This window comes from Sphingomonas sp. PAMC26645 (assembly GCF_004795835.1).
Lineage (GTDB): Bacteria > Pseudomonadota > Alphaproteobacteria > Sphingomonadales > Sphingomonadaceae > Sphingomonas.
In genome coordinates this window covers 388,978-413,706 of the sequence record NZ_CP039249.1, presented here as the reverse complement: position 1 = coordinate 413,706, position 24,729 = coordinate 388,978, and the positions used below count along the sequence as shown (strand labels likewise).

Annotated in this window: 19 protein-coding genes, 1 tRNA gene and 1 pseudogene; 9 read left to right on the top strand and 12 right to left on the bottom strand. The window is 61.6% G+C overall.

Features of this window, described 5'->3' with window-relative positions; genetic code table 11:
• Nucleotides 1–22 precede the first annotated feature (22 nt).
• Nucleotides 23–418: a BLUF domain-containing protein gene (locus tag E5673_RS02015; protein ID WP_168711548.1), complete on the bottom strand. Its 396-nt coding sequence runs from the start codon at nucleotides 416–418 to the stop codon at nucleotides 23–25.
• Nucleotides 419–648: 230 nt separating this feature from the next.
• Between E5673_RS02015 and E5673_RS02010 the strand changes: the two genes are divergently transcribed.
• Nucleotides 649–822: a type II toxin-antitoxin system ParD family antitoxin gene (locus E5673_RS02010; protein ID WP_136188744.1), complete on the top strand. Its 174-nt coding sequence runs from the start codon at nucleotides 649–651 to the stop codon at nucleotides 820–822.
• Nucleotides 782–3,694, top strand: a complete 2,913-nt coding sequence (locus tag E5673_RS19825) for a PAS domain S-box protein (RefSeq protein ID WP_348769881.1) — start codon at nucleotides 782–784, stop codon at nucleotides 3,692–3,694. The genes E5673_RS02010 and E5673_RS19825 overlap by 41 nt, the downstream gene beginning before the upstream one ends.
• 221 nt (nucleotides 3,695–3,915) lie before the next feature.
• On the opposite strand, the gene cueR is transcribed toward E5673_RS19825, so the two are convergent.
• Together cueR and E5673_RS01995 are read right to left on the bottom strand one after the other, a co-directional pair.
• Nucleotides 3,916–4,299 (bottom strand): Cu(I)-responsive transcriptional regulator, encoded by a 384-nt coding sequence (gene cueR, locus E5673_RS02000; RefSeq protein ID WP_136188742.1) that lies wholly within the window; start codon nucleotides 4,297–4,299, stop codon nucleotides 3,916–3,918.
• Nucleotides 4,296–6,581, bottom strand: a complete 2,286-nt coding sequence (locus E5673_RS01995; RefSeq protein WP_136191296.1) for a heavy metal translocating P-type ATPase — start codon at nucleotides 6,579–6,581, stop codon at nucleotides 4,296–4,298. Before E5673_RS01995 ends, cueR begins: the two co-directional genes overlap by 4 nt.
• A 547-nt stretch (nucleotides 6,582–7,128) precedes the next feature.
• On the opposite strand from E5673_RS01995, the gene E5673_RS01990 reads away from it, so the two are divergent.
• Complete coding sequence (locus E5673_RS01990; RefSeq protein ID WP_136188741.1) at nucleotides 7,129–10,380, top strand: PAS domain-containing protein; 3,252 nt, start codon at nucleotides 7,129–7,131, stop codon at nucleotides 10,378–10,380.
• 131 nt (nucleotides 10,381–10,511) lie between these two features.
• Here the strand turns inward: E5673_RS01990 and E5673_RS01985 are convergent, their stop codons facing one another.
• Nucleotides 10,512–10,871, bottom strand: a complete 360-nt coding sequence (locus E5673_RS01985; protein ID WP_136188740.1) for a response regulator — start codon at nucleotides 10,869–10,871, stop codon at nucleotides 10,512–10,514.
• Between the two features lie 292 nt (nucleotides 10,872–11,163).
• Here E5673_RS01985 and E5673_RS19550 point away from each other — a divergent pair, with 292 nt between their 5' ends.
• From E5673_RS19550 to E5673_RS01980, 3 genes are all read left to right on the top strand, one after another.
• A complete protein-coding gene (locus E5673_RS19550) occupies nucleotides 11,164–11,352 on the top strand; it encodes a hypothetical protein (protein WP_168711547.1) in 189 nt (62 codons plus the stop codon).
• Nucleotides 11,353–11,442: 90 nt separating this feature from the next.
• Nucleotides 11,443–11,515: transfer RNA gene (locus E5673_RS19545), tRNA-OTHER, on the top strand.
• Nucleotides 11,516–12,100: 585 nt separating this feature from the next.
• Entirely contained in the window at nucleotides 12,101–12,289 is a 189-nt protein-coding gene (locus tag E5673_RS01980) for a hypothetical protein (RefSeq protein WP_136188739.1), read from the top strand.
• A gap of 242 nt (nucleotides 12,290–12,531) precedes the next feature.
• Here the strand turns inward: E5673_RS01980 and E5673_RS01975 are convergent.
• The 4 genes and pseudogenes from E5673_RS01975 to E5673_RS01960 form a co-directional block, all read right to left on the bottom strand.
• A pseudogene (locus E5673_RS01975) lies at nucleotides 12,532–13,216 on the bottom strand (transporter).
• A 3-nt stretch (nucleotides 13,217–13,219) separates the two neighbouring features.
• Complete coding sequence (locus E5673_RS01970) at nucleotides 13,220–16,453, bottom strand: CusA/CzcA family heavy metal efflux RND transporter (RefSeq protein WP_136188738.1); 3,234 nt, start codon at nucleotides 16,451–16,453, stop codon at nucleotides 13,220–13,222.
• A 3-nt stretch (nucleotides 16,454–16,456) separates the two neighbouring features.
• Nucleotides 16,457–17,626: an efflux RND transporter periplasmic adaptor subunit gene (locus E5673_RS01965; RefSeq protein WP_136188737.1), complete on the bottom strand. Its 1,170-nt coding sequence runs from the start codon at nucleotides 17,624–17,626 to the stop codon at nucleotides 16,457–16,459.
• The gene (locus E5673_RS01960; RefSeq protein ID WP_136188736.1) at nucleotides 17,623–18,888 is read right to left on the bottom strand and encodes a TolC family protein; all 1,266 of its coding nucleotides are present in this window, start codon (nucleotides 18,886–18,888) and stop codon (nucleotides 17,623–17,625) included. The genes E5673_RS01965 and E5673_RS01960 overlap by 4 nt, the downstream gene beginning before the upstream one ends.
• Before the next feature lie 194 nt (nucleotides 18,889–19,082).
• Between E5673_RS01960 and E5673_RS19540 the strand changes: the two genes are divergently transcribed.
• Nucleotides 19,083–19,229 (top strand): hypothetical protein, encoded by a 147-nt coding sequence (locus E5673_RS19540; RefSeq protein ID WP_168711546.1) that lies wholly within the window; start codon nucleotides 19,083–19,085, stop codon nucleotides 19,227–19,229.
• A gap of 79 nt (nucleotides 19,230–19,308) precedes the next feature.
• Here the strand turns inward: E5673_RS19540 and E5673_RS01955 are convergent, their stop codons facing one another.
• Nucleotides 19,309–19,971 carry a cation transporter gene (locus E5673_RS01955; protein ID WP_136188735.1) on the bottom strand — a complete coding sequence of 221 codons (663 nt, stop codon included), beginning with the start codon at nucleotides 19,969–19,971 and terminating at the stop codon, nucleotides 19,309–19,311.
• 35 nt (nucleotides 19,972–20,006) lie between these two features.
• Between E5673_RS01955 and E5673_RS01950 the strand changes: the two genes are divergently transcribed.
• Together E5673_RS01950 and E5673_RS01945 are read left to right on the top strand one after the other, a co-directional pair.
• Nucleotides 20,007–20,444, top strand: coding sequence for a helix-turn-helix domain-containing protein (locus E5673_RS01950; protein WP_136188734.1), 438 nt, complete (start codon nucleotides 20,007–20,009; stop codon nucleotides 20,442–20,444).
• Nucleotides 20,445–20,675: 231 nt separating this feature from the next.
• Entirely contained in the window at nucleotides 20,676–21,260 is a 585-nt protein-coding gene (locus E5673_RS01945; protein WP_136188733.1) for a recombinase family protein, read from the top strand.
• Nucleotides 21,261–21,399: 139 nt separating this feature from the next.
• Here the strand turns inward: E5673_RS01945 and E5673_RS01940 are convergent, their stop codons facing one another.
• From E5673_RS01940 to E5673_RS01930, 3 genes are read right to left on the bottom strand one after another with little or no spacing between them, the layout of a single operon-like run.
• Nucleotides 21,400–22,245 carry a plasmid partitioning protein RepB C-terminal domain-containing protein gene (locus E5673_RS01940; protein WP_210731791.1) on the bottom strand — a complete coding sequence of 282 codons (846 nt, stop codon included), beginning with the start codon at nucleotides 22,243–22,245 and terminating at the stop codon, nucleotides 21,400–21,402.
• A 35-nt stretch (nucleotides 22,246–22,280) separates the two neighbouring features.
• Nucleotides 22,281–23,159: a plasmid partitioning protein RepB C-terminal domain-containing protein gene (locus tag E5673_RS01935; protein WP_136188732.1), complete on the bottom strand. Its 879-nt coding sequence runs from the start codon at nucleotides 23,157–23,159 to the stop codon at nucleotides 22,281–22,283.
• Nucleotides 23,156–24,685: a recombinase family protein gene (locus E5673_RS01930; protein WP_247599522.1), complete on the bottom strand. Its 1,530-nt coding sequence runs from the start codon at nucleotides 24,683–24,685 to the stop codon at nucleotides 23,156–23,158. Before E5673_RS01930 ends, E5673_RS01935 begins: the two co-directional genes overlap by 4 nt.
• Between the last annotated feature and the right edge of the window lie 44 nt (nucleotides 24,686–24,729).

Sequence of the window (24,729 nt, the reverse complement as noted above, 5' to 3'; positions counted from 1 at the left end):
CGGGGAGGCCCGCGCCGAGGCTCTATATCTCAGTCGCGATGATTATTTCGTACAGCCGCTTTGCCGAAACGCTACTCTCGCCCAGCGCGAACCCTAACAAAAACGTGGTGCCGGGCGTGCTTACTTCTCCGCCGTCGGCACGGCGCATCGCCCAGTCCCCGAACTGGCGAGACATAACATCGCGATCGAGGACCATCTGTATATCGGTGTGCCTCGGATCCGCTCGTATGCGGTCCATCGTGACACCCACCTTGTCATGTTCGCCCTCGATAACCTGCGCAAAATGGGCGTCGTTCGACCACAGCATCCCCGTGACGCCGGCTTCTGTATTCCAGGTACTCGACTCCGCCAGGATGGCATCGAGTGCGGTTTGGTCGCCCCCAATGAGTGATCGGCTGGTATAGATTATTCGACGCATCGTTGCAGAACGAGCCGGTGGCCATTTCGAAGCCGAACGATGCTCATTTTCCAGGGTAGTCTGATGCCCGTGTCGGTTCGGCACACACAACAAAGATCGGGCGATAGGGCTGATCTCGGCAGTTATGCCCTTAGGAGCGATGGCCTATGATCGATAGAGCCGTAGGAAGTGGTTCAATCTGAAGAGCTGTCAAAAGTTGACAGCTATCTTCTGGTCACGAAGAGAACGGCATGTCCTCTACCCCAACCCGCAACGTCGCACTTACGACGGAACTCGAATCGTACATCCAGGCGCAGGTTGCGACGGGACGGTACAGCAGTTCCAGCGAAGTCGTGCGCTCTGCCCTCCGTCTGATGATCGCCCGTGACGAAGCTCGGCTGCACGGGCAGCAGCGTAATGGTTGAGGCAGTCGCTACGCGCGAACAAGAGCGGCTTGCGGCATTGGCGCGCTACGAGGTGATGGACACACCGCGGGAGCAATCCTTTGATGAACTGGCGGCGCTGACTGCGCGGCTCTGCGACGCGCCCATCGCGGTGGTCAATCTGATCGGCGATGGCCGACAATTCTTCAAGGCTGAGGTTGGTCTTGGCGTACGCGAGACGCCACTGGAAAGTTCATTCTGCGTCAAGGCGCTGCTTGAGGAAGAGTTTCTAGTCGTACCGAACCTGACGCTGGATACCCGGTTCGAATGCAATCCGCTGGTGACATGTGATCCGCATATCCGCGCCTACGCCGGCGCACTGTTAAAGACCGAGGACGGATTGCCAATCGGTACGCTCTGCGTGCTGGACTACCGCCCGCGGCCATTCACGGCGCTCCAGCAGGATACGCTGCGCGTGTTGGCGCGGCAGGTCATGTCGCAACTCGACCTGCGCCGCACGGTGCGGGAACGCGATCAACGCGTTCAGACCTTTCGCGTCAACGAAGAGGCGCTCGCTCTCACGCGCGTCGAGCTCGTCGACAGTGAAGTGCGGTTTCGAAACATGGCCGACCATGCCCCGGTGATGATGTGGGTCACGGACCCGGACGGAAATTGCACGTACCTCAACCGCCAATGGTACGACTTCACCGGGCAAACGCCTGAAGAGGCGGCGGGTCTCGGCTGGCTCGATGTCACCCATCCAGACGACAAGGCTCCAGCTGGCAATATCTTCCTCGACGCGAACGCCCGGCAGGAGCCGTTCCGTCTCGAGTATCGGCTGCGTCGTGCGGATGGCATGTATCGTTGGGCAATCGATGCCGCGTCTCCGCGGTTCGGGCCCTGGGGTGAGTTCCTGGGTTACATCGGTTCCGTTATCGACATCGGCGATCGCCGCGAAGCGGAAGATGCGCTGCGTGAAGCGAATGCTCTCCTGTCAGCCGTGATGGAAGCGGTACCGGGTGTGGTTTATGCCAAGGACCGTGCGGGGCGGATGTTGGCCGCCAACCGCGGCACCGCCGACCTGGTCGGTAAGCCTCTTGGGGAGATCATCGGGCGAACCGATCGGGAGTTTCTCGATGATTCCGCCCAAGCCGATATCGTCATGGCGAATGACGAGCGTGTCATGACCGAGCAGACAACGGAGGTTGTGGAAGAGGAGGTCAGCCTTCCGGGCGGCGCCTGTGCGACATGGCTTTCGACCAAGTCCCCGTTCCGAGACGCGAACGGCGTCGTGAACGGCCTGATCGGATCGTCAATCGACATCACTGAACGCAAGCGCGCGGAACTCGAACTTCAGCGGCTCAACGAGACGCTCGAGGACGAAGTCGCTGAACGAACCGCCGAGCGTGACCGGATTTGGGAAACTTCGCCAGATCTTATGGTTGTGCTTGATTTCGGCGGGACATTCAGGCGCCTCAACCCTGCCTGGACGGCCATGCTGGGTTATTCTCAGAGCGAACTCGTCGGGCATCACGTCAACGAGTTCGTCGTGCCCGAAGATCATGACGCCACGACAGACGCCTACGAGCTCGCCGCAGACGGGGGGCGTCCGATCATCGTCAACCGCTACCGCCACAAAGATGGCTCGACCCGGTGGATCTCCTGGGTTGCCGTTCCGGCTGTCGACATGACCTATGCGACTGGTCGCGATATCACGGCTGAGAAAGATCAGGCGGACGCGCTGCGCAAGACTGAGGAGCAGCTACGTCAGGCGCAGAAGATGGAAGCGGTCGGTCAGCTGACCGGCGGGCTGGCGCATGACTTCAACAATCTCCTCACCGGCATGATGGGCAATCTGGAACTGCTCCAGCTTCGTGTCGCGCGCGGGCGGCTGGACGATCTCGATCGTTTCATTAACGCTGCGCAGGGCGCTGGTCGACGCGCTGCGTCGTTGACGCAGCGGCTGTTGGCGTTTTCGCGACGCCAGACGCTTGATCCCAAACCAACCGACGTCAACCGGCTCATAATCGGTTTGGAGGAGATGTTGCACCGGACAGTTGGCGCGACCGTCGGTATCGAAATTGTCGGCGCTGCCGGCTTGTGGACCGCGGACATCGACGCCCCGCAGCTCGAGAATGCCGTGCTCAACCTGTGCATCAACGGCCGTGATGCGATGCCTGAAGGAGGGAAGCTTACGATCGAGACCGCGAACAAGTGGGTCGACGATCGCATAGGACGGGAGCGCGATCTGCCGCCAGGGCAGTATATCTCGATCTGTGTCACAGACACAGGAACCGGCATGACGCCTGCGGCGATCGAGCGGGCCTTCGAACCGTTCTACACGACCAAGCCGATCGGGCAGGGTACGGGCCTGGGGCTATCGATGATCTACGGATTTGCCCGGCAGTCGGGCGGGCAGGTTCGGATCTACTCTGAAGTTGGGCGGGGCACGACCGTTTGTATCTATCTTCCGCGTCATCATGGCGAGGCGGTCGACAGCCCCGAGGAGAGCGCAACGGGTCTTCCAGCGAACGGCAATGCCCAGACGATACTCGTTGTGGATGACGAGGCGACCATCCGCCACCTCATCGACGAGGTGCTTGATGATCTGGGCTACACTGTCATTGGCGCCGCTGACGGTGCGGCGGGGATCAAAGTACTTCAGTCCGGTGCTAGGATTGAACTCCTCATAACGGATGTTGGCTTGCCCAATGGCATGAACGGGCGCCAAGTTGCGGACGCCGCGCGTGCCTTGCGGCCCGGACTGAAGGTGCTGTTCATCACAGGCTTCGTTGAAAACGCTGCAGTAGGTAATGGCCACATGGAGCCGGGCATGGAGTTGCTCACCAAGCCGTTCACTCTCGAAGCACTCTCGACCAAAGTCGCTCAAATGCTGAGAACCCCCGCCGAGTAGAGCCATGAGATCTGAGATACCCTAGACTGGCAATCGTCAGCATGTGCAGCGGAGTAGGCTCAGCTCCCGACCACATACGCAACGTACCTTTGCGCTCGCGTCAGATTGGGGTCGGTATATAGAACGGACCTAGATATACGCATAGCATCGGCAGACCGCCTCGGGTGACGCGAAACACCTGTTTGTCGAGCATCCGAGAAAGCGACAGCGTTTTCCGCCACCTATTCTGCCAAGCGATCGATAATCGGACAATCCGGCCGATCATCACCGTGGCACGCTTGGGCAAGATGAATCAGCGATCGTTGCATAATTTCCAGGGCGCGGGCTTTACGGCCCAGCTCGGCAGCGCGGGATTCAGCCAGCTCCTTCACTTCTGCGCTCGATCGCCCCCGATCGGACCACAGCCCGAGCAGCGTGCGGATTTCCTCGATCGGAAAGCCCAAGTCGCGTGCATTGGCGATGAAGCGAAGGCGATGAACGTCGCTATCGGTATAGTCCCGGTAGGTGCCGCGTCGAACTGGCGCGGGCACGAGGCCAATCTTCTCATAATGGCGGATCATCCGCTGCGAGATGCCGCTGGCACCCGATGCCGTTCCGATATTCATAACTTCACCGTGTTCAGCCGCAGCGCGTTGAGGACCACGGTAAAGGACGAGAGCGCCATCGCTGCGCCGGCCAGCATTGGCGAGAGCAGAATGCCCGCCACGGGGTAGAGCACTCCGGCCGCGACCGGCACGCCGATACCGTTGAACAGGAAGGAGAAGAACAGATTCTGCCGGATATTCCGCATCGTCGCCTGCGCGAGCTTGCGCGCTCGCACGATCGCCGAAAGATCGCCGCGCGTGAGCGTCATCCCGGCGCTTTCGATCGCCACGTCCGTTCCCGTGCCCATCGCCAGGCCTACGTCCGCAGCTGCCAGCGCTGGAGCGTCGTTGATGCCATCACCGGCCATCGCGACCTTGGCACCGGACGCTTTCAACTCGCCGATGATACGCGCCTTATCTTCAGGGAGCAGACCGGCGCGCACGTCGTCGAGCCCGCCAACCGCGCGCGCGACCGCATCGGCGGTCGTTTGGTTGTCACCAGTCAGCATGATGACGCGGAGCCCTTGTTGGCGAAGCGCGGCGATTGCCTCATTGGCATTGGCGCGAACCGGATCGGCGACCGCGAGCAGGCCGGCAAGAGCGCCATCGATCGCCACTAGAATGACGCCTGCACCGTCGCCGCGATGACGATTGGCGGCTTCATCGAGCGGCTTAGGATCAGCGCCGACCCGGTTCATTTGCGCGGCGTTCCCGATCACGACCGACCGACCGTCTACCGTGGCGCTGACACCCAGACCAGTTTGCGAGACGAAATCGGCGACCGTCCCGAGCTGCAATTCACGTTCTTTAGCGGCGACGACGATCGCGTGGGCGAGAGGGTGCTCGGATTGCCCTTCAACCGCAGCAGCGAGGGCAAGCAGGTCGTCTTCCTTGACGGCACCGACCGTCTCGACCGCGATCAGCGACGGTTTGCCTTCTGTAAGCGTGCCCGTCTTATCGATAACGAGCGTATCGACCTTTTCGAGGCCCTGTAGCACTTCGGCATTCTTGACCAGAACGCCAGCCTGAGCCCCGCGGCCCGTCCCGACCATGATCGACATGGGAGTAGCGAGACCGAGCGCGCAGGGACAGGCGATGACCAGCACCGCAATGGCGTTGAGCAACGCATGACCCATCCGCGGCTCCGGCCCGACCAACGACCACACCACGAAGGTCGCGATAGAAACGAGAACGACCAGGGGCACGAACCAACTCGATACCCGATCGGCGACTGCCTGGATTGGAGCACGGCTACGCTGCGCATCGGCGACCATGCGGACGATGCGGGCGAGCATCGTATCACAGCCGACCGCGCGGGCTTCCACGACCAGGCTTCCTGTGCCGTTGACCGTGCCCCCGGAGACGGCCGCCTCGACTTCCTTGAGGACTGGTGCGGGTTCGCCGGTGAGCATGGATTCATCTACCGAGGAGCGACCCTCGATCACCACGCCGTCAACGGGGATCGCATCCCCGGGGCGAACCCGCAGCCGATCACCGGTTGCCACATCAGCAAGGCTGACTTCCTCCTCTGAGCCGTCCGATCGCACCCGACGCGCAGTCTTGGGGGCAAGATCCATGAGGGCACGTATCGCGCGTCCCGTTGCCGCCCTCGCGCGCAGTTCCAGAACCTGTCCGAGCAGCACCAGCGCCACCACGACGCCAGCGGCCTCGTAGTAAACCGGGACTACGCCCCCGTGCATTCGGAACGTCGGGGGAAAAATGCCCGGCGCAACCGTCGCGACTAAGCTGTAAAGGAAGGCAGCACCGACCCCGATCGAGATCAGCGTGAACATATTGAGATGGCGAGTGCGAAGCGAGATCCACCCCCGCTGAAAAAAGGGCAAGCCCGCCCACAACACGATCGGTGCGGTGAGTGCGAGCTGTATCCAAGGCGAAGCGGTAGAGCTCACAACATGGACGCCGAGCATTTCGGCGACCATCGAGATCGCCAACAGCGGCACGGCGAGTACGCCCGCCACCCATAGCCGGCGCGTGAAATCCACCAGTTCAGGGTTAGGCCCATCGTCGAGCGACGGCTCTTCCGGTTCGAGCGCCATGCCGCATATTGGGCACGTCCCTGGTCCCTCCTGACGAATTTGCGGGTGCATCGGGCACGTCCAGATCGCCCCTGGCGTTGCCTTAGGCTCAGGCTTCGGCTTGTCGCCGAGATAGACGTCAGGGTTGGCAACGAACTTGGTCCGGCAACCGGCGCTGCAAAAATGATAGGTTTGGCCGGCGTGCTCGGCATGATGCGCCGTTTTCGCCGGATCGACGGTCATCCCGCACTCCGGGTCCGTGACCATCGTCGTGCCCTTGGCGGCTTGGTCGCCAGAGCAGCAGCCACCAGGCTTGGCTTTGCTATGAGCTTGATCGACTGTCGCGGGAGCCCCGCTCGCCGGTTCACCCGAGCAGCAGGACGCAAGCGCGACGGCCGGCACTACCGACGCAGGCTCGGCTTCGCGCTTTTCCAAGCAGCCGCAGCGCTTGGCTTGAGGATCATGAGAATGAGGGTCGGTCATGGCGTAAGACTCCTTCGACCCGAAAGCATGTAGGGTCTGACATCATGTCAGGGTCAAGGCCTGATCGGTGTAAGGGTCAACCATCGGATTCTACGCGCCATGGAGGGGTTTGACACATGGTGTGGCTGTGGCGACGCTGGACAGTCGGTCCATCGTTACCTTGGCTTCCATCCGCCCAGAAAGTGCACACACGACACGCGAAACAACGTGTCGCACGATACTGCGGTTGAAGATGACGTAGCCTCAGCGACGATGCTATATGGGCCATAGGAGGGCGATCAGGGGGGACGCCACCGTCGTGGCTACACCCTCCGTTTAGCCTGAAGACACCATGTCGAACGACGATCAAAGCCACGAGCGAGCCGAAGATAGAGACCGACTGGCCGCTCTCAAGCGTTACGATATTCTCGATACGTCTGCGGATCCGCGCTTCGATCGGATCGTTGCACTGGTGCAAAGCATTTGCCGGGTCCCGATCGCGCTGGTGAGCCTGATCGACGCTGACCGGCAGTGGTTTAAGGCCAAGGCTGGCGTTGAGGTCGATCAGACGTCGCTGGATACTTCCGTCTGCGCCCTCGCCATCCAACAGCGCGACGTCTTCCAAATCGAGGACTTGTCCAAGGACTCCCGTACCGCGGGCATGTCACTGGTCACGGATGAACCGGGCATTCGCTTCTATGCCGGAGCGCCGCTGGTCACGCGTGCGGGGTATGCCCTTGGCAGTCTGTGCGCCATCGATACTATCGCTCGCCCGGACGGCCTCGACCCCATGCAGACAGAAGCCTTATCGCTTCTAGCCGAGCAGGTGGTCGACCTGATCGAGACCAGTGACGCTATCAAGGAGCGCGACCACGCGCTGGCACTTGGTGAAGCGCACTCGCGTTTCCGTGATGTCGAGGATCGCTACCATGCGATCGTCGACTCCGCGATCGACAACGCCATCATCGCTATGGATGCTAACGGCATCGTCACGAGCTGGAGCAAGGGCGCCGAAAGCGTGTTTGGATGGACCGAGGTAGAAATGCTCGGGCATAGTGCCGAACGTTTCTTCACACCGGAAGATCGTGAGGCTGGTTTTCCTAAAAGGGAGTTTTCTACGGCTCGGGCCAAAGGCCGAGCATCAGACGAACGGTGGCACCTGCGTAAGGATGGTAGCCGCTTCTTTGGTCATGGCGCGATGACGCCATTAAAGGGCACTCAACAGCCAGGCTTCGTCAAGGCCGTCCGCGACGTGACTGCGGAACATGCGACACGTACTGCGCTGGAAGCGGCGCGTGCTACGGCCGAACGCATCACCGCTGCCGCCCGATTAGGTACGTTCGACTATGATTTGACGACTGACGAACTGAGCTGGGACGACAGATGCCGAGCCCTGTTCGGCTTGTCACCAGGAACGCCTATTACCTATGCGGAGGCATTCATACGTGGGGTACATCCTGATGATCGCGCGTCTGCCGATGCGGCCGTGGCGCGCTCGTTAGACCCGAGCGGCAACGGCGTCTTCGAGATCGACTATCGAACCATCGGGATCGAGGACGACAAGCTGCGCTACGTCGCCGCGCGCGGTCAGGCGTTTTTTGAGGACGGCAAGGCTGTCCGCCTTCTCGGCACCGTTCAGGATGTTACCGCAGCACGATCGGCTGAGGCAAAGCTGCGTGAGACCGAACAACGGCTGCGCTTCGCGAACCGCGCTACGAACGATGCGATCTGGGACTGGGACCTAGTCCGCGACCACGTCACCTGGAACGAGGCGATCGAGCGTGCCCATGGCCATCAGCTTGCAGCAGTCGATCCGACGGGAGCCTGGTGGATCGACCATATCCACCCGGACGACCGCGCTCGCATCGACGCCAGCATCCACGCCGTGATCGATCATGACGGAACGGATTGGACCGACGACTATCGTTTTCGGCGTGGCGACGGCAGCTATGCGGACATCCGCGATCGAGGCTTCGTCATTCGGGACGAGACCGGTCGCCCGATCCGAATGATCGGGGCCATGCTCGATCAGAGCGAGCGAATGGGGGTGGAGCGAGAACTGCGGCATCATGCCACCGATCTCGCCGGACAGGTGGAGGCGAGCGAGGCAGAGGTCGAACGCCTTTGGAATGCCTCGCCCGACCTGCTGGTGCTCATCGACGCCGATGGGCGATATCGCCGCGTTAATCCAGCGTGGACGACGGTGCTCGGCTATCAGCAGCGTGAGCTGATCGGCATGTCCGCCATTGAGCTGGCCCATCCTGAAGAGGTCCCCGCCTCTCAGGAGGCGCTTGAGATGGCGCAAACTAACAGCCTGCCCGGCGTTATCGTTCGCGTCCGTCACAAGGATGGCAGTTACCGCTCGATATCCTGGGTAGCGGCGCCGAGCGAGCACGAGGTCTTCTGTATTGGCCGCGATGTGACCGCGGCAGTGGAGGCGGAGACAACCCTTCGACAGACCGAAGATGCCTTGCGGCAGGCGCAGAAGGTCGAGGCAGTTGGGCAGCTCACCGGCAGCGTCGCGCACGACTTCAATAACCTGCTGACTGTCATCCGCGGCTCGGTGGACCTCCTACGGCGTCCGAGCGTCAGCGAAGAACGCCGGGTGCGCTACGTCGATGCGATCGCCGACACGGCCGAGCGCGCGACCAAGCTTACGAGCCAGCTTTTGATGTTCGCGCGTCGTCAGACATTGAAGCCACAGGTGTTCGACGCGGCTGCCAACGTCGCTTCGCTCCGCGACATGCTGCGAACGCTCGTCGGATCGCGGATTGCGATAGCTTACGACCTTCCCGAAGATCGAGCGATGGTTCTGGCCGATCCCAGCCAATTCGACACCGCCATCGTCAACATGGCGGTTAACGCCCGCGATGCGATGGACGGTGAGGGAAGCCTCACCATTGCTGTTCGTACCATCGATAAACTTCCGTCCGTGCGAAACCACCCGCAAGTCCTCGGTGATTATGTCGCGATCTCGATTAACGACACCGGCGCAGGCATCTCGGCAGCCGACATCGAGCATATTTTCGAGCCGTTCTTCACCACCAAGGGCGTTGGCCACGGCACCGGCTTGGGGCTCAGTCAGGTGTTCGGGTTCGCCAAGCAGTCATCCGGTGAGATCACCGTCGACAGTGAACCCGGAAAGGGCACTACGTTCACTCTCTACCTGCCCCTAACGACGGAGCAGGAGTCTCAGGTCGTTGGTCAGAGCGGTGAAATCTCGGAGATGACCGCTGGCTGCATTCTCGTTGTCGAGGACAACAGCGAGGTAGGCGAGTTTGCCACCCAGGCGTTGGCTGAACTCGGCCATGACTCGCGTCTGGCGATCAATGCCGATGCGGCTCTCGCCGAGCTGGAGCGTGGCGCCGACCGGTTCGACATCGTCTTCACCGATGTCGTCATGCCGGGCCGCTCAGGTATCGAACTGGCAGCTGAGATCGGGCGGCTATACCCCAAGCTACCTGTCGTCCTGACCAGTGGGTACAGCCACGTTCTCGCACAGGAGGGTACCAAGGGATACGAACTGCTTCGTAAGCCATATTCGATCGCGGAGCTGGCACAGACCCTAAACCAAGCATTGGAACGCAAACGGATCACAAATTAGGCCAAGGTGGCCTTGAATAACGCAGCGGCACGTCGCGACCCTCGATCTGCCCGTCAATCTACTGGCATAATCGGAACGTACGTCGTGAACACTCAAGTCCCACGCTGTTCGTTCCCAACAGAACGGCGTGGCTAGGCCGGCTTATCGTTCGTTAACGCACGGTAGGTCATTGCCACTTGGCGAGAATTAAACGGCTTGGTCAGCACGACAGCCGGTGCGATGACCGGTACGCAATCCTCCGGGTGGCCTGTCAGAAACAGTACGGGAATGCTGCCGTGCCTACCGAGAATGGTGGCGACCGCCTTCGGGCCAGTGCCTTCCAAGAGAGCAACGTCCGAAGTGATAAAGGTGGGCAGATGCTCGTCTGCCAGCGCAACGGCATCCTGCTCGGTTGCCGCAACGTCGAAGCTTGTGACGCCCTCATCTTCCAATGCCATTTGAATAGCGAGCGCGATCATTGGCTCGTCTTCAATAATTAATACGTGATTCAACGCGTTACTCCTCCAGGGGGAAGTAACGAACGATGGGGATAATAGAGCCGGGGCAACGGGTGCGTTGTTCGTTGGGTCGCGGTGTTACAACGGGGCGGTTGTGAAGCTGCCGCAGACTCACGCATTTTGCACGGCGAGAAGTGTCAGAACCCCGGTTCGAAATGTCCGCTTTCGAAAGCGGCCAATTTTCTTGCTATGACCGGCTTTGGGCGTTTTTCACCCGCCCGTCACGCCTATGATAGGGCAGCGCTGCTAGCCGTTCGCGCTGCTGGCCGATCATCAGGGCAGCGTCGTGGATGACCAGATGACCGAAGGCCAAGGCGATCTTCTAGGCAGCGTTATAGTGCTTCTCAGCACGGCCCTGCTGCTCGGCGCCGTGCACTTCGCCAGCACCGCCGTGGACAAGCGAAAAGTTCGATGGCTCACAACGCTGAGCGTCATTCTGTCGATCGCAGGCGTGGCCATCGTTATCGTTACCTGACGACCGCTTTGGGAAGGAAAGCGGACGAGCTACTTTTGAGTGACCGGTGCTGGATAGCTCCCGTTCGATCGGGTAGGCGACGATACGTGGATGGCGCGTAGCTCAGCAGGGGTAGAGCGTCGGTTCAGTCCGAAGGTCCTTCGTTCGATTCGGGGCCGTCGTTCACACCCGTCGTCAGTTGTGGGAGGAAAGTGGCCCGGCTGCTTTTGGGAAGGCAGATGGCGTTAGCGGAGGTCGCCTGACGCTGCGACCTTTTCAAAAAGGATGATGAATTGCGAATCTGAGATAAAAGGGAAAACCGGCTTAGCGCCATCCGCTGCCACCTACGACATTGTGCATCACTGAGTGTGCTTCTAGATGCATCCAATGAAACGCCGGGCTCGCCCACTCTCCAAGATATTGCATTCCATGGCGTTTTTCGTCCTGGCGGTGATGTTGCTGGTCCGGCTTGGCCCGCTCTGCGAGACGATGGCGATGGCCGCGCCTCCGGCTGCGTCTGCGATGATGGACTGCGCCAGCAAATCAGCAGGCGCTCCCATCAAAAAGGCGCCTGCGTCGGCCTGCGCCATACCGTGCGTTGCGGTTGCCGGCGAAACCGTCGAGCATATCGAGCTGGTTCCGTCATCCCGTCTATCGCCTTGGCCGGCTCCACAGACGGGCCTTTTAGGCATGGCATACGCTCCGGCCACACCCCCTCCGCAAACCGTGTGACGTCGAACACCATCACACGTAAATTTCGGAGAATATCATGACCAAGTTCAAGCTTATCAGCGCTGCCTTCGCCCTCACCCTGTCGACTGGCGCATTCGCCGCTGTCGCCAATTGCTGCGCCGACATGGCGTGCTGCAAGGACGGTGCGGACTGCTGCAAGGATGGCGCAAAAGCCAAGGCTGCTGACTGCTGCGATCATGCCAACGGCGACATGAAGCACGGCTAAAAGCTGGATAGGGGCGGGCAACCGCCCCTATTTGCAAGGCTACGTTACCCGCCGTGTCACGCCGTCCCGCCACGGTCGCTGTGACGAGCGGAGAGTTACCCTCAGCGTTGAGGCTCTTCCCCGAACCGCATCCATCGTTCGCCCCATCTCGCGTGCGATCACCGCCAGAGTATGCTTGGCCTCGACACGCCGACGAAGCTCGGCGTCATCATCATCGGTCCACGCCGTTCCACGTCGAGCGGTCAGCCCAAAAACTCCTCGATCAGGAGCAATCCCAGAAACCCGATGAAAAACATCGCGCTGATAAGCGGGGTGTCTGGCTTCTCGTGCGCTTCGACCAACAGCTCTTCCGTCACGAGGTAGAGCAGCGCCATCAAGCCGAAACTGAGAAACCCGGCGATGACAACGGGTGGAAACGTCGCAACGGGAGTCGCTATCGCCGCACCGATCGGCAGCAACAAGGCGATCCCCATCGTAATCGCGATGATCCGTGCCTTGGACTTGATCGTCTCGCCCAACTCGGTCGTCACGGTCAGTCCGAGAAACAGCACCTCCAACGTCAACGCGATCGTCAGCAACACGCCGGCCTTCGCCAGCGACGAACGCCAATCCGAGAACAAGCCCGTCGATCAGGATATCGACCGCAACCGCACCCAGCATGGCGATCGGTCCACTGGCGCGACCCTCAAGGGCTTTGAGCGACAGCATCACGAGGATGCCTAGCGCGCCGCCTGTGAATGTCGCGATCGGTGAACCTTCGTGCATCACCTGGGGCAGGATCTCGGCTGCCGCTGCGGCGAACACGACGCCTGCCGCCAAGTGCTGCATGGCGCTTACGAAGGCATCGCTTGGCCGTCTCGATACCGCGAATAGCGAGCCGATGAGTACGGCAACGACGGGAATGAGAGTGAAGGCAACGGCCTGCATAGCTTAGGCCTTCACGCTGTCATGAGCCAAAGGCGGCAGTTCGATGTGTCCCCCTGATGGGGCTGGCAGCTCGCGCCGTCCGAAACGAGCATAAAGGGTCGGCAGAACGAACAAGGTGAGCAGGGTTGCGGATATCAGGCCACCAATGACGACGGTCGCCAGCGGCTTTTGCACCTCGGCTCCAGCCCCATGCCCCAGCGCCATCGGCACGAAGCCAAGCGACGCAACGAGCGCCGTCATTGCTACCGGCCGGAGCCGCGCCAGAGCGCCTTGATGCGCCGCTACCGCACGATCCATGCCTTGCCGCATCAGATCATGGATGGACGACACCATAACCAGCCCGTTGAGGACTGCGACGCCCGATAGCGCGATGAAGCCAACTGCCGCTGAAATGGAGAACGGCATGCCTCTTAGCACCAGCGCAAGAATGCCCCCGACCAGAGCCAGCGGAACGCCGGTAAACACGATTAGCGCATCCCTGACGGAGCCAAGCGCGCCGTAGAGCAGGAACATGATGACCACGAAGCAGATCGGCACCACAACGCTGAGCCGATCGCGGGCAGATGCCAGGTTCTCGAACTGACCGCCCCATTCGAGGTACGTGCCAGCTGGCAATTTCACCTGCGCGTCGATGGCTGACCGGGCATCAGCCACAACGCCGGCCACATCCCGATCGCGCACGTTGGCCTGCACCACGACGCGCCGCTTGCCGTTCTCGCGGCTGATCTGGTTAGGACCATCGACCACGGCGATATCCGCCACAGTCGATAGCGGTACGAAGCCGCCACTGCCGGTCGGCACCGGCACCTGAGCAACCGCCGTCAGATCGGAGCGCGAGCTTTCCGCCATCCGGATCACGACCGGGAAGCGACGATCGCCTTCAAAGATCACGCCAGCCTGTCGGCCGCCAATGGCTGCGGCAACCGTGTCCTGCACGTCACCCGCCGTTACCCCGACACGGGACATGGCGGTGCGGTTCGGCCGAATATCGAGCATCGGCAAACCTTCGGTTTGTTCAACCCGCACGTCTGCTGCACCCCGCGTCCTTCGAAGGATGCCGGCGATCCGATCTGCGGTCGCGTTCATCTCGCCAAAGTCATCGCCAAAGACCTTGATCGCGATATCGCCGCGTACGCCTGCAATCAGCTCGTTGAACCGCATCTGGATCGGCTGGGTGATCTCATAGGCGTTGCCCGGCAGGGTAGAGAGACGCTTTTCAAGCCGCTCCACCAGCTCTTCCTTGGACAGGCCGGGGTCGGGCCACCCCTTCTTCGGCTTCAGGATGACGAAGGTGTCGGTCGCGTTAGGCGGCATTGGGTCCGATGCAATTTCAGACGTGCCAGTGCGGGAGAAGGCAAACCGTACCTCCGGTGCCTTGGCGAGCGCCTTTTCCACCTGAAACTGCATCGCCTGGCTCTGATCGACCGACGTGCCGGGGATGCGGACTGCCTGCACGAGGATGTTGCCCTCATCGAGCTGCGGCAAGAACTCCTGCCCCAATGTCGTGAAAGCGGCCCCGGCAAGCGCCAGCGCGCCGATCGCGACGCCGATGGTGAGGGTGGGCCGGCGCATTGCCGCATCGAGTCCCGGCTCGTAGCGCTGCCGGAGGAATGTGACGACGCGGCTTTCCTTCTCTTCGACCCGCTTGCTGAGCCAGATCGCAATCGCTGCCGGTATGAAGGTCAGTGACAGGATGAAGGCGAACACCAGCGCGATGATGACCGTCAGCGCCATCGGCTCGAACATCTTGCCTTCGACGCCCGTAAAGGTCAGCAACGGCGCATAGACAAGGATGATGATAGCCTGCCCGTACACCGATGGCCGGATCATCTCGCGCGCCGATGCCGCGACAATCCCGAGACGTTGCTCGATCGTCAGCACGTCATCGCGACCATGCTGCGCCTCGCCCAAACGCCGTAATGCGTTCTCCACGATGATGACCGCGCCATCCACGATCAGACCAAAGTCGAGCGCGCCAAGGCTCATCAGATTGGCCGAAACACCCGCCTTCAACATGCCGATGCTGGTCAACAGCATCGTGATCGGAATGACGCAGGCCGCGATCAACGCCGCACGGAAATTGCCAAGCAGCGCAAACAGAACGACGATCACCAGCACCGCACCCTCGGCAAGGTTGCGGGCAACCGTGGCGATCGTGGAGTTCACCAGCTCGGTCCGGTTCATAACCGGCTTCACGACAACATCGACCGGTAACGAGCGGCCGATCTGCGTCAGCCGTTCGGCAACGCCCGTCGACACAGTGCGGCTATTCTCCCCGATCCGCATGACTGCGGTCCCGACGACAACCTCATGACCGTTTTCCGATGCCGATCCCATGCGTAGCGCCTGCCCGGTGCGAACGGTCGCGATCTGGTTGAGCAGTATTGGAACGCTCTCGCGGGTGGCAACGACGGTACGGGCCAGCTCGTCGGCGTTGCGGACACGCCCATCCGATCGAACCGCCAACCCTTCGCCGTTGCGGTTGACCACGCCAGCGCCCGCGCTGGTATTGCTGCGCTGTAGGGCGGTGGTGAGATCCTGCAGCGTTAGCCGCATTGCCGCCATGCGCTGTATGTCAGGAATAACGAGATATTCCTTGGTGTAGCCACCAAGGGAGTCGACGCCCGCAAGCCCAGCCGTGCTTTTGAGCTGCGGCGTGACGATCCAATCCTGCACAGTGCGCAGATATGTCGCCTTGTCGGCGTCGCTGACGAGGTGATCCCCCTCGGGGGTGATATAGCTGGCATCGCGTTGCAGGCCAGGTTCCCCGTTGCGATGATGGACCTGATCCAGCTCGCGGTATTCGACGGTCCACATGAAGATATCGCCAAGGCCCGTGGCGATCGGCCCCATCTCGGGGTTCACACCTTCGGGAAGGTCTTCCTCTGCGGTTCGCAGGCGTTCCGCGACCTGCGCCCGTGCGAAGTAGATATCGGTCTTTTCACCGAAAACCGCTGTGATCTGGGCAAAGCCATTGCGGCTTAGCGAGCGGGTATATTCAAGACCGGGAATGCCCGCGAGCGCGGTTTCGATCGTGAACGCAACCTGCTTCTCGATCTGATCGGGGGACAGGGCGGGAGCAACGACGTTGATCTGCACCTGGTTGTTGGTGATGTCGGGTACGGCGTCGATCGGAAGCTGACGCAGCGCGCCAATCCCGAGCAATGCAGCCGCGATAGTGAGAAGCAGGACGAGCCAGCGCTTCTCGACGGAGAGGGTGACGATGCGACCGATCATGGCTCAGTCCTCATCCCCGCCCGCACCCTTGCCGAGTTCGGCTTTGAGCGTGAAGCTGTTGGTGGAAGCGATGCGCTCCGAGCCGGTAAGGCCTGCCGTTACGGTGACTTGCCCGCCATTGGTGCGGCCAAGCGTCACCGGAATTGCCCGGAAACCTGTCGCGGTGCGGACGAACACAAACGACTTGTCCTCGATCATCTGCACTGCGGCCGATGGTACAGCAACGGTACGGTCCCCGGTCGAAGGAACGAGGATCGATACGTTGACCGTCTCACCAACGCGCCATGTGCTGCCGGCGTTGTCGAGAGTGGCAATCACGGGCACCAATCGGGTCGTCTCGTCCAGAATGGGGGACACGAACGTAACACGCCCCTCCTGACGCCGCCCCGGTGCCGTTACTTCGACACGCACGCCGGGTTTCACCCGACCGGCATCGGTGGGGACGAGTGATGTGGTGACAGTGACCTTCGACAGATTGGCGACGCGGAACAGCTCTGCATCGGCCGCGACGGCTTGCCCGAGGGTGGCCGATCGCGCGATGACCTGGCCGGCGATCGGCGAGCGAACCGCGATGCGGTTGAGCGCGCCGCCTCCGCTGCCCGTCGCTGACAACTGCTGCTGTGCCAGGCGAAGGGCAATGCTGGCCTCCGTTGCGGCCGTTCGCGCTGCGACCAGATCCTGCTCTGGCGAAACCCGTTCAGCGAACAAACGCTGTTCGCGGCGAAGGTTCGATTGGGCGAGTGCGGAACGCGCGCGCGCGGCTTCTACCTCCGCTTTCAATGATGCCGCTTCCCGGCTTTCGATGATAGCCAGCGGGTCTCCCCGGCTGACTGACTGCCCGAGATTGCGGGTGAGGGAAACGAGCCGACCGCCTACGGAGGTGGACACAACCTGCACACCCTGAGGATCGCCCTCGATCGTTGCTGATAGCTCGATCGCTCCGGCCACACCGCCTACTGTAGGACGCGTAACTTCTATCCCGGCATCCGCGATCTGCTGCGCGGACAGGGTGACGATATCCTTTGGACCCTCCTTGGCTTCGCCGGCCTCGGCACCTTCGATCTTCTCGGCTCCGGCCTTCTCACCGGCCTCGCTGTTGCCACCCCCGCCGCACCCGGCAAGGAGGATAGCCAGGGTCACAGGCGCGAGCGCCCGTATGATGATCTTCGTCATTGATTGGTTTCCTCGGGCGAGGGCGCTGCAGCGACGAGCCGTTCGAGGCGTGCCTTGGCGTCGTGATAGGTGGCGAGCGCATCGATCGCGGCGGTTCGTGTTTCGGACAGGGTACGTTCGGCATCGAGCAAATCGAGCTGCCCGAACTTGCCCTCCCGGTAGCCTATCCGGGCAATACGAGCGGCTTCGCTTGCCGATGCCAATGCCGGCCCGCTGGCGTTACGAGCGGTCGTCGCGGCATTCGCGACGTTTGCCTGTGCGCTTGCGATATCCTGCGCGGTATCCAGCTCGGCGACGCGACGTAGCGCCTGCGCCTGATCGCTCCGCGCCCGCGCCTGCGCCACTGCCGCCTTGCCGTTGTTGAACAGCGGAAACGGGATCGACACCCCGAACACCGCTGCCACGTCGTTCGTAGCCTCAAGCCGGCGTGCGCTGGCGCTGAGTGTCACGTCGGGAATGCGTTGCGACCTGGCAAGCCGCACCTGTGCCTCTGCCGTTGTCACGTCTGCGCGGGTCGCTGCCAATGCCAACGTCCCTGCGGTCTCGATCGGCCGTGCCGGACCAAAGCCCTCGACGCGATTGAACCACGCCAAGTCCAACGGTCCCGTGAGGGGTTGGCTGATCCGTCGGGCAAGATTACTTCGCGCGACCTCGGCAAGCCGCTCTGCGCGCTCCAAAGCCGTGTCCGCGTTGATCCGCAATACATCGGCGCGCTGCTGTTCGAGCGGTGATGCTCGCCCTGCTTGAACGCGGACGCCGGCAGCGCGCGATGCTTCGCGGGCGATACCGGCCTGCTCGCGCGCGGTCACCAGTCGGCGTTCCGCTGCGGTCGCCTCGATGTAGATCTGCGTGATGGCAAGCCGTAGATCGGCCGCGGCCAACGCCGTGCCTATCCTCGCTCGATTACCAATCGCATCTGCGACAGCGATCCGTGCCGATCGTTTGCCACCCAACTCGATCGGTAGTGCCAATCCTGCCGTTGTCTCGGCGCTGCGAAGGCCGCGATATTGACCGCTACCGGCAATGTTCTCGGTCTCGGCGACGATCGACGGGTTAGGGCGGTAGCCGGCAACCGTGCGGCCTGCCTCTGCTGCCCGGACGCCTGCTGTAGCAGCCTCAAGGCTGGGGGCGGTCGCTCCGGCAAGTGAAAGCGCCTGATCAAGGGTGAGCGGGGGACTGGTCGATGTGGGATCGGCTGACTGCGCCTGTGCGATCGACGCGCACGACGCCACGGCCAATAAGGCCGCAATAAAACGGTGCATGGGTAATGGACTCCTGACGAACCTTGGGCGTCCGCACGGGCTTTCCCGGCGGAATTAGGCGTTGGTCAGGCTTGGGGAGGACGTAGGGCTGGGTCCGACGCTACCGGGGCCTTTGGCGCATTGCGCCACACCGATGCAGTCAAACGAACGCTGCTGGCTGGTCCGGTTGAATCGGACGCGATCGGCACGCCGACATGATGGCCGTGGCAACCGCCATGATGGTGAGGATACGCCTTGTCGGCGTCTGCCGGCACTTGGTCGGCATCGCCGTCGCAATGATCAAGGGAGCTGACCGCTGTGGTATCAACGCACGTCACGCCTTCGGTCGCATGCGCGACTGATCCAAGCCCGAGCATAAGCACGAGCATGAAACTGAGGAACATGGCGGAAAGGCGGTGCATCGGCCCGCGCCTTAGCAGCTTACCGACTGCCATGTAACGACTGCTGGTAAGTAGCGGGGGCGGGTGAGGGCTCGCTAAGCATTTCGGCGCGCGCCTGCCGCATGATCTGAAAACCGCCCGATATTCCCAACACCGCCATCAAGGCGGCGACGGCAAGATCAGGCCACGCACTGTTGAGGCCGAACACGCCGCCTGCGGCCAGTACGACGGCGATGTTGCCGATCGCGTCATTGCGCGAGCAAATCCATACCGACCTCATGTTCGCATCACCGCTTCGGAAGCGGTACAGCATGACCGCGACCACAAGGTTCGCGATCAGCGCCGCGATGCCGACTACGCCCATAATTTCGGCATGGGGCGTTGCGTCGTGGAGCGCACCCCATCCCGCTGCGAACAGGACATAGACGCCTAGCAAAGCAAGCGTCGCCCCCTTCAATATCGCAGCGCGTGCGCGCCAGGCTATCGCCATCCCGGCAACGCCAAGGCTGATTGCGTAGTTCGCAGTATCCCCGAAAAAGTCGAGCGCGTCGGCTTGCAGCGCCTTCGATCCACCCGTGATGCCGGCCGCAATTTCGATAACGAACATGCCGCCATTGATGGCGAGCGCGATCCATAGGGCGCGCCGCCACTTGGGGTGGTTGAGAGTACCCGACTTGTCGGACGTGCAGCTTGTGCAGGCCATGTTCGCCACCTCGAAGAATCGATCTGACAGCCTATATGCACCCTCTAGTCGCTAGAGGGTCAAGTGTCGTGTCTGAGAAACTGACGATCGGAAAACTGGCCGGTGCGACCGGTACGAAGGTCGAAACGATCCGCTACTATGAGCAGATTGGCTTGCTGCCGGCACCTGCGCGATCGGCGAGTAACTATCGGACCTATGAGGGCGTGCATCTGCGCCGCCTGTCGTTCATTCGGCGTGCGCGGGATCTTGGCTTTTCAATCGACCAGGTGCGCGAGTTGATGGGGCTTGCCGATCACCGCGATCAGTCGTGCATCGCTGTCGATGTCGTTGCCAACCAACACCGCGACGCGATCAGGCGCAAAATCGCAGACCTCACCGCGCTCGCTGGTGAACTCGACGCGCTGATAGATTCCTGTAGCCGCAACACCGTCGCCGACTGTCGGATCATCGAAGCACTTGCTCCTTCGGCATAGCGCCTCGCTGCTACCAGGTTTCCCACAACGGAACCTTTGCCCGGAAAGTCCATGCCCTCTGCCTTATGATCGAACCAGTCGATCACGCACGGGCCTGTCCGAAACCACATGATAGGCGACACCCCGGCATCCGCTTTTTCTGAACCCTAGCGCCTTTTCGTTCATAACAGTCGACAAACCCTGTCGCTTTGATAGGCTGTGTGGAAACATGCTTTTGAGGGTTTGTCGTACATGCTGGTCGGATACATGCGGGTGTCGTCGGCCGACGATCGCCAAACGGTCGATCTCCAGCGCGATGCGCTAGTCGCAGCTGGCATCGATCATCGTCATCTCCATACCGACAATGCATCAGGCGCGCGAGACGATCGGCCGGGGCTTAAGACGTGCCTCACTTATTTGAACGCGGGTGACACGCTGATCGTGTGGAAGCTCGACCGCCTCGGGCGCTCGCTGCCGCATCTGCGTACGATCGTCACAGACCTGAAAGCGCGGGGCATCGCGTTCCGCTCGCTGACAGAGCAGATGGATACGACCACGCCGCACGGCGAATTGCTGTTCTCGCTGTTTGGCGCATTGGCGCAATATGAGCGTGCGTTGACACGCGAGCGGGTAATGGCAGGGCTGGCTGCGGCCAAACGCCGAGGACGCCAGGGTGGCCGACCGCCGATGATCGAGGCTGAAACGCTCGAACGGATTACTGCCGCGCTGGAGGGAGGGGCCAGCAAGGCGTCTGTCTGCCGAACCTTCAAGGTGCCACGCTCGACCTTGCTCGGCACGCTTGCGCGAATCGGCTGGACCGCGCCGGCCAAGATTTAACCGAACGTAGGGAGCGACCAGACCTCTACCGTTCCCAGAACCGCGGCAACTTAGTCTTACATCTTGATGCTCCGGCCCAATGGGGACCGTTTATCAGTACAAATGTAAGAAGCGGCTCAGGCGACGTCTGAGCAATGCCTCAGCTGGCATCCAGCGAAGTCGCGTCAACTATGGCTTGGAACTGACTCATAATTTCAGGATGCCTTGACGTGATGTAGCTCGCGACTTTGTCGTTGCCGATCAACCGCTTCAGGTAGCGCGACGACAGGACGAGTTCGAGGACGTCGTCGCCGAAATTGGAGTCCCGGGCGCGGAAATCGGCATTGAGCGTTTCGAGTTCACGTTCCATCCGCGCCATCTGTTCCGGCGTGACGCCGAGTATCTTCTTCGGCTGATCGGGTTTGGCGAGATCGCACTGACGGGTCGCGGCCAGGATCGCTCGAGCGTAACTGGCGGTGAAGTTGTTCATCGCCGCCATCATCTCGGCTGCAGCAAACTGCTTCTCCGGCTTCAGCTTACGAAGGATGTCGAAGACGACCGCGTTAACGTGCTTGTCCTTGAGTATCTCGACCGTATCGGAGGATATTCTGTCGAGCATGGTCCGTCGGCGGGCGACCAGCGTTTCGTCCATGCCCAACGCCGCTGCGATCATGGCGGCCGGTACTCCGCGATCGAGGGCACGCGTGATCATGTAGTGCTCCTGCACCGTAGCCAGACGGTTCACCCGCTTGTTGTAGGTGAAGGCTTCGTCGTCGTCAGCCACGATGCAAGAAGCCGACTCCACCGACGCCTCGCGCAGCGCATGCAGACGAAGATGGCCATCGAGCAGCATGTGCCGTCCGTTCCTATCGGCGACCGTCACGGCTAGTGGTTCGACGATGCCGATCTCACGCACCGATGTCGCGATGCGGACATAGCGCTTCGATTCGATTATCCGGACCGTCATTGGGCGGACCGGCAGGATCGCGTCGAGACGAAGGTCCAACACCTCGCGAGCGAACGATATCCGGATCGGATCTGTCACGTCGGGTCCCCGGCGATGCCCAAGCGCTGAGCGACAGGATGAGGGAGGCTGGCCAGGCCTTCGGCTCGAAGAAGCGTGACAAAATGTTCGTCCGCCAGCAGCTTGCCCATCGCGCCGACGATGAACGTGAGGCGTCCTTCCGTCAGCGTTGCCTTCTTCACCAGAAGTCGCTGGCGCTCGACCTCTTTTTGGTAGGCGCGGACGAGCGCAGCGGCGGTTGTGGGCTGGCTGCGTTTCGGTCCGGTTCGAACGGACTTGATGCCTTTGCCGATCAGGTTCCGCTGATCGACGATCCTCCGGATCGCGAGAACCTGAGCGCCCGGTAACGACCCCGCTTCGTACGCCTCCGTAAGAGCCCGCTGCACCTGCGCGTCGTCGGCACGGGCGATCTCGGCGGCGATGGTGTGTGGAATGACACCACGTTCAACGGAGTCCAGCAGCCGTTCCTCGCCTTTCTCAAGCAGGAAGTTGATCGTCCAGACGTACTCGGGGCTGAAGCCCACCTTCCGCGCTATCTCCGTATGGCTGTAGCCGCGCTGCCGTAGCACGCCCACTTCGCGGATCAGCTCGAGCGGGGACAGGTTGCGGCGCGCCATGTTCTCGACGAGACTCATCACGTAGCATTCGTCGCGCGTGGCTTCGATGACGATGGCTGGGATCGCGGTCGCGCCCAATTTGACGAATGCCTCCATGCGACCTTGCCCGCAGATCAGTTCGAAGCCTTGGCCGGTTGGTGAACGCCTGACCATGATGGGGCGCTTGAGTCCGACTGCGCGTATGCTTTCGACGAGCTCTTCGAAGACCTTCCGGTTGCGTACCCGTGGATTCAGCACTTCGATCGAGGCGATGGAGATGTCGATGATGTCGGGCGTCACAGCGCGTACTCCACGGCGTGACGGCGCAGCAGGTGGTACAGCGGCGAGAGGTCTTCGGCGCGATAAGCATCGAGCATGATGCCGTTGTCCTCTCCCATGCCAAAACGCGGCTCAGCACCGAGATCAATCCACGGAAGGAGATAGTGGTCCCGCACCGTCCTGTTGTCCGGCGCCAGGCGAACGATGACTGTGATGTCGGGCTGCAGACCAGCGTCGAGGCGGACCCGCCAGCGTAGCGATCCAGCGGCGGTCGTCCGGCATCGAGCGATAACGAGCGCGATCGTCACCTCGTGGTTGACGACGAGCAGATCGGTCGTTCCGTCGACCGAGACATGGCCGCCGACCGCTTCGATGCCCAAGACGGTGCTGGCGACCACCTCGGGGTGCATTAGGCGAAGCTGGCGATTGGTCTCGACGTAGCGGAAGTCGCGGTCGGGGGTGTAGCCTATCAGCTGGTATGCCCGCAGCAGGCTGCCGAACCGATGTCGATAGGCGGCCGTTGATGGCATCGACTCGACCTCGTCGATGATCATGCCCGACAGGACGCCTTTGGCGGAGAGCAGGTCCGACAGCATAGTCAGGAGATCGGAATCGGAGAAGCGCCGGGCGCGCTCAGCGAGGATCGTCTGCGCGGCTTCGAACAGCCCCGGATCGACGATCGCCTCGAACGCACCGGTCCGCCGGATCCACATGTCCGGTGGGTTCACCACGCGCTGCTTCTTCAGTTTAAAGGAGACGCGGTTGTAGACGTTGTTCCCAATGTACTTCTCGTTGCTCAGAATCTGCCTGACGACTGAGCGGGTCCATGACTTGCCCAGATCGGTGACGAAGCCTTCGCCGTTGAGGGCGGTCGCAATCTCGCGCTCCGACCTATGGTCCAGTACGAACCATCGGTATATCCGGCGCACCGTTTCGATCTCGACGTCCGGTCCCGGCACAAGGATGACGCGGTCCGTCTGGAGGCTCTTTTGTTCGCCGGCCGCGAGGAGCGTCTTGGGTTCGTTGCGCTCGTTCACAAGATGTCGACGCAGGCCGTATCCTGCGGGGCCGCCCTGCCGATAGCCCATAGTAATCAGGCGGCACTGCCCCGCGAAGACCTTCGTGGACAGCTCACGGCTGTATTCGCCGGCCATCATCCGTTTGACGGTCTTGATCACGTTCGCCTGGAAGCTGCCGTCGTTGTCGAACTGCTCAGCGCAGTAGTGGACGTGTATGCCGCGTTCCCGGCAGATGAATTCGTAGTAGGCGCTCTCGTCGGCGTCCTGGAAGCGCCCCCAGCGACTAATGTCGTAGACGAGGATCGCGTCGTAGTCGGCCTTGCCGCTCTGCACGTCGTCGATCAGACGTCTGAGCGCATCGCGCCCGGCGATGTTCAGTCCGCTGCGACCTTCGTCGGCGTAGGTGCGAACAATTTCGATGCCCCGCCTGGCGGCATATGCCGCAATCGCTTCAGCTTGGTTCTCGGTCGAGTACTTTTGAAGGTCGGTCGACATGCGCACGTACTGAGCGGCCCGCACCAGCTTCATGTCCGGAGGTTCTTCCCGCACCGCTTTTCCTGACGCTTGTCACG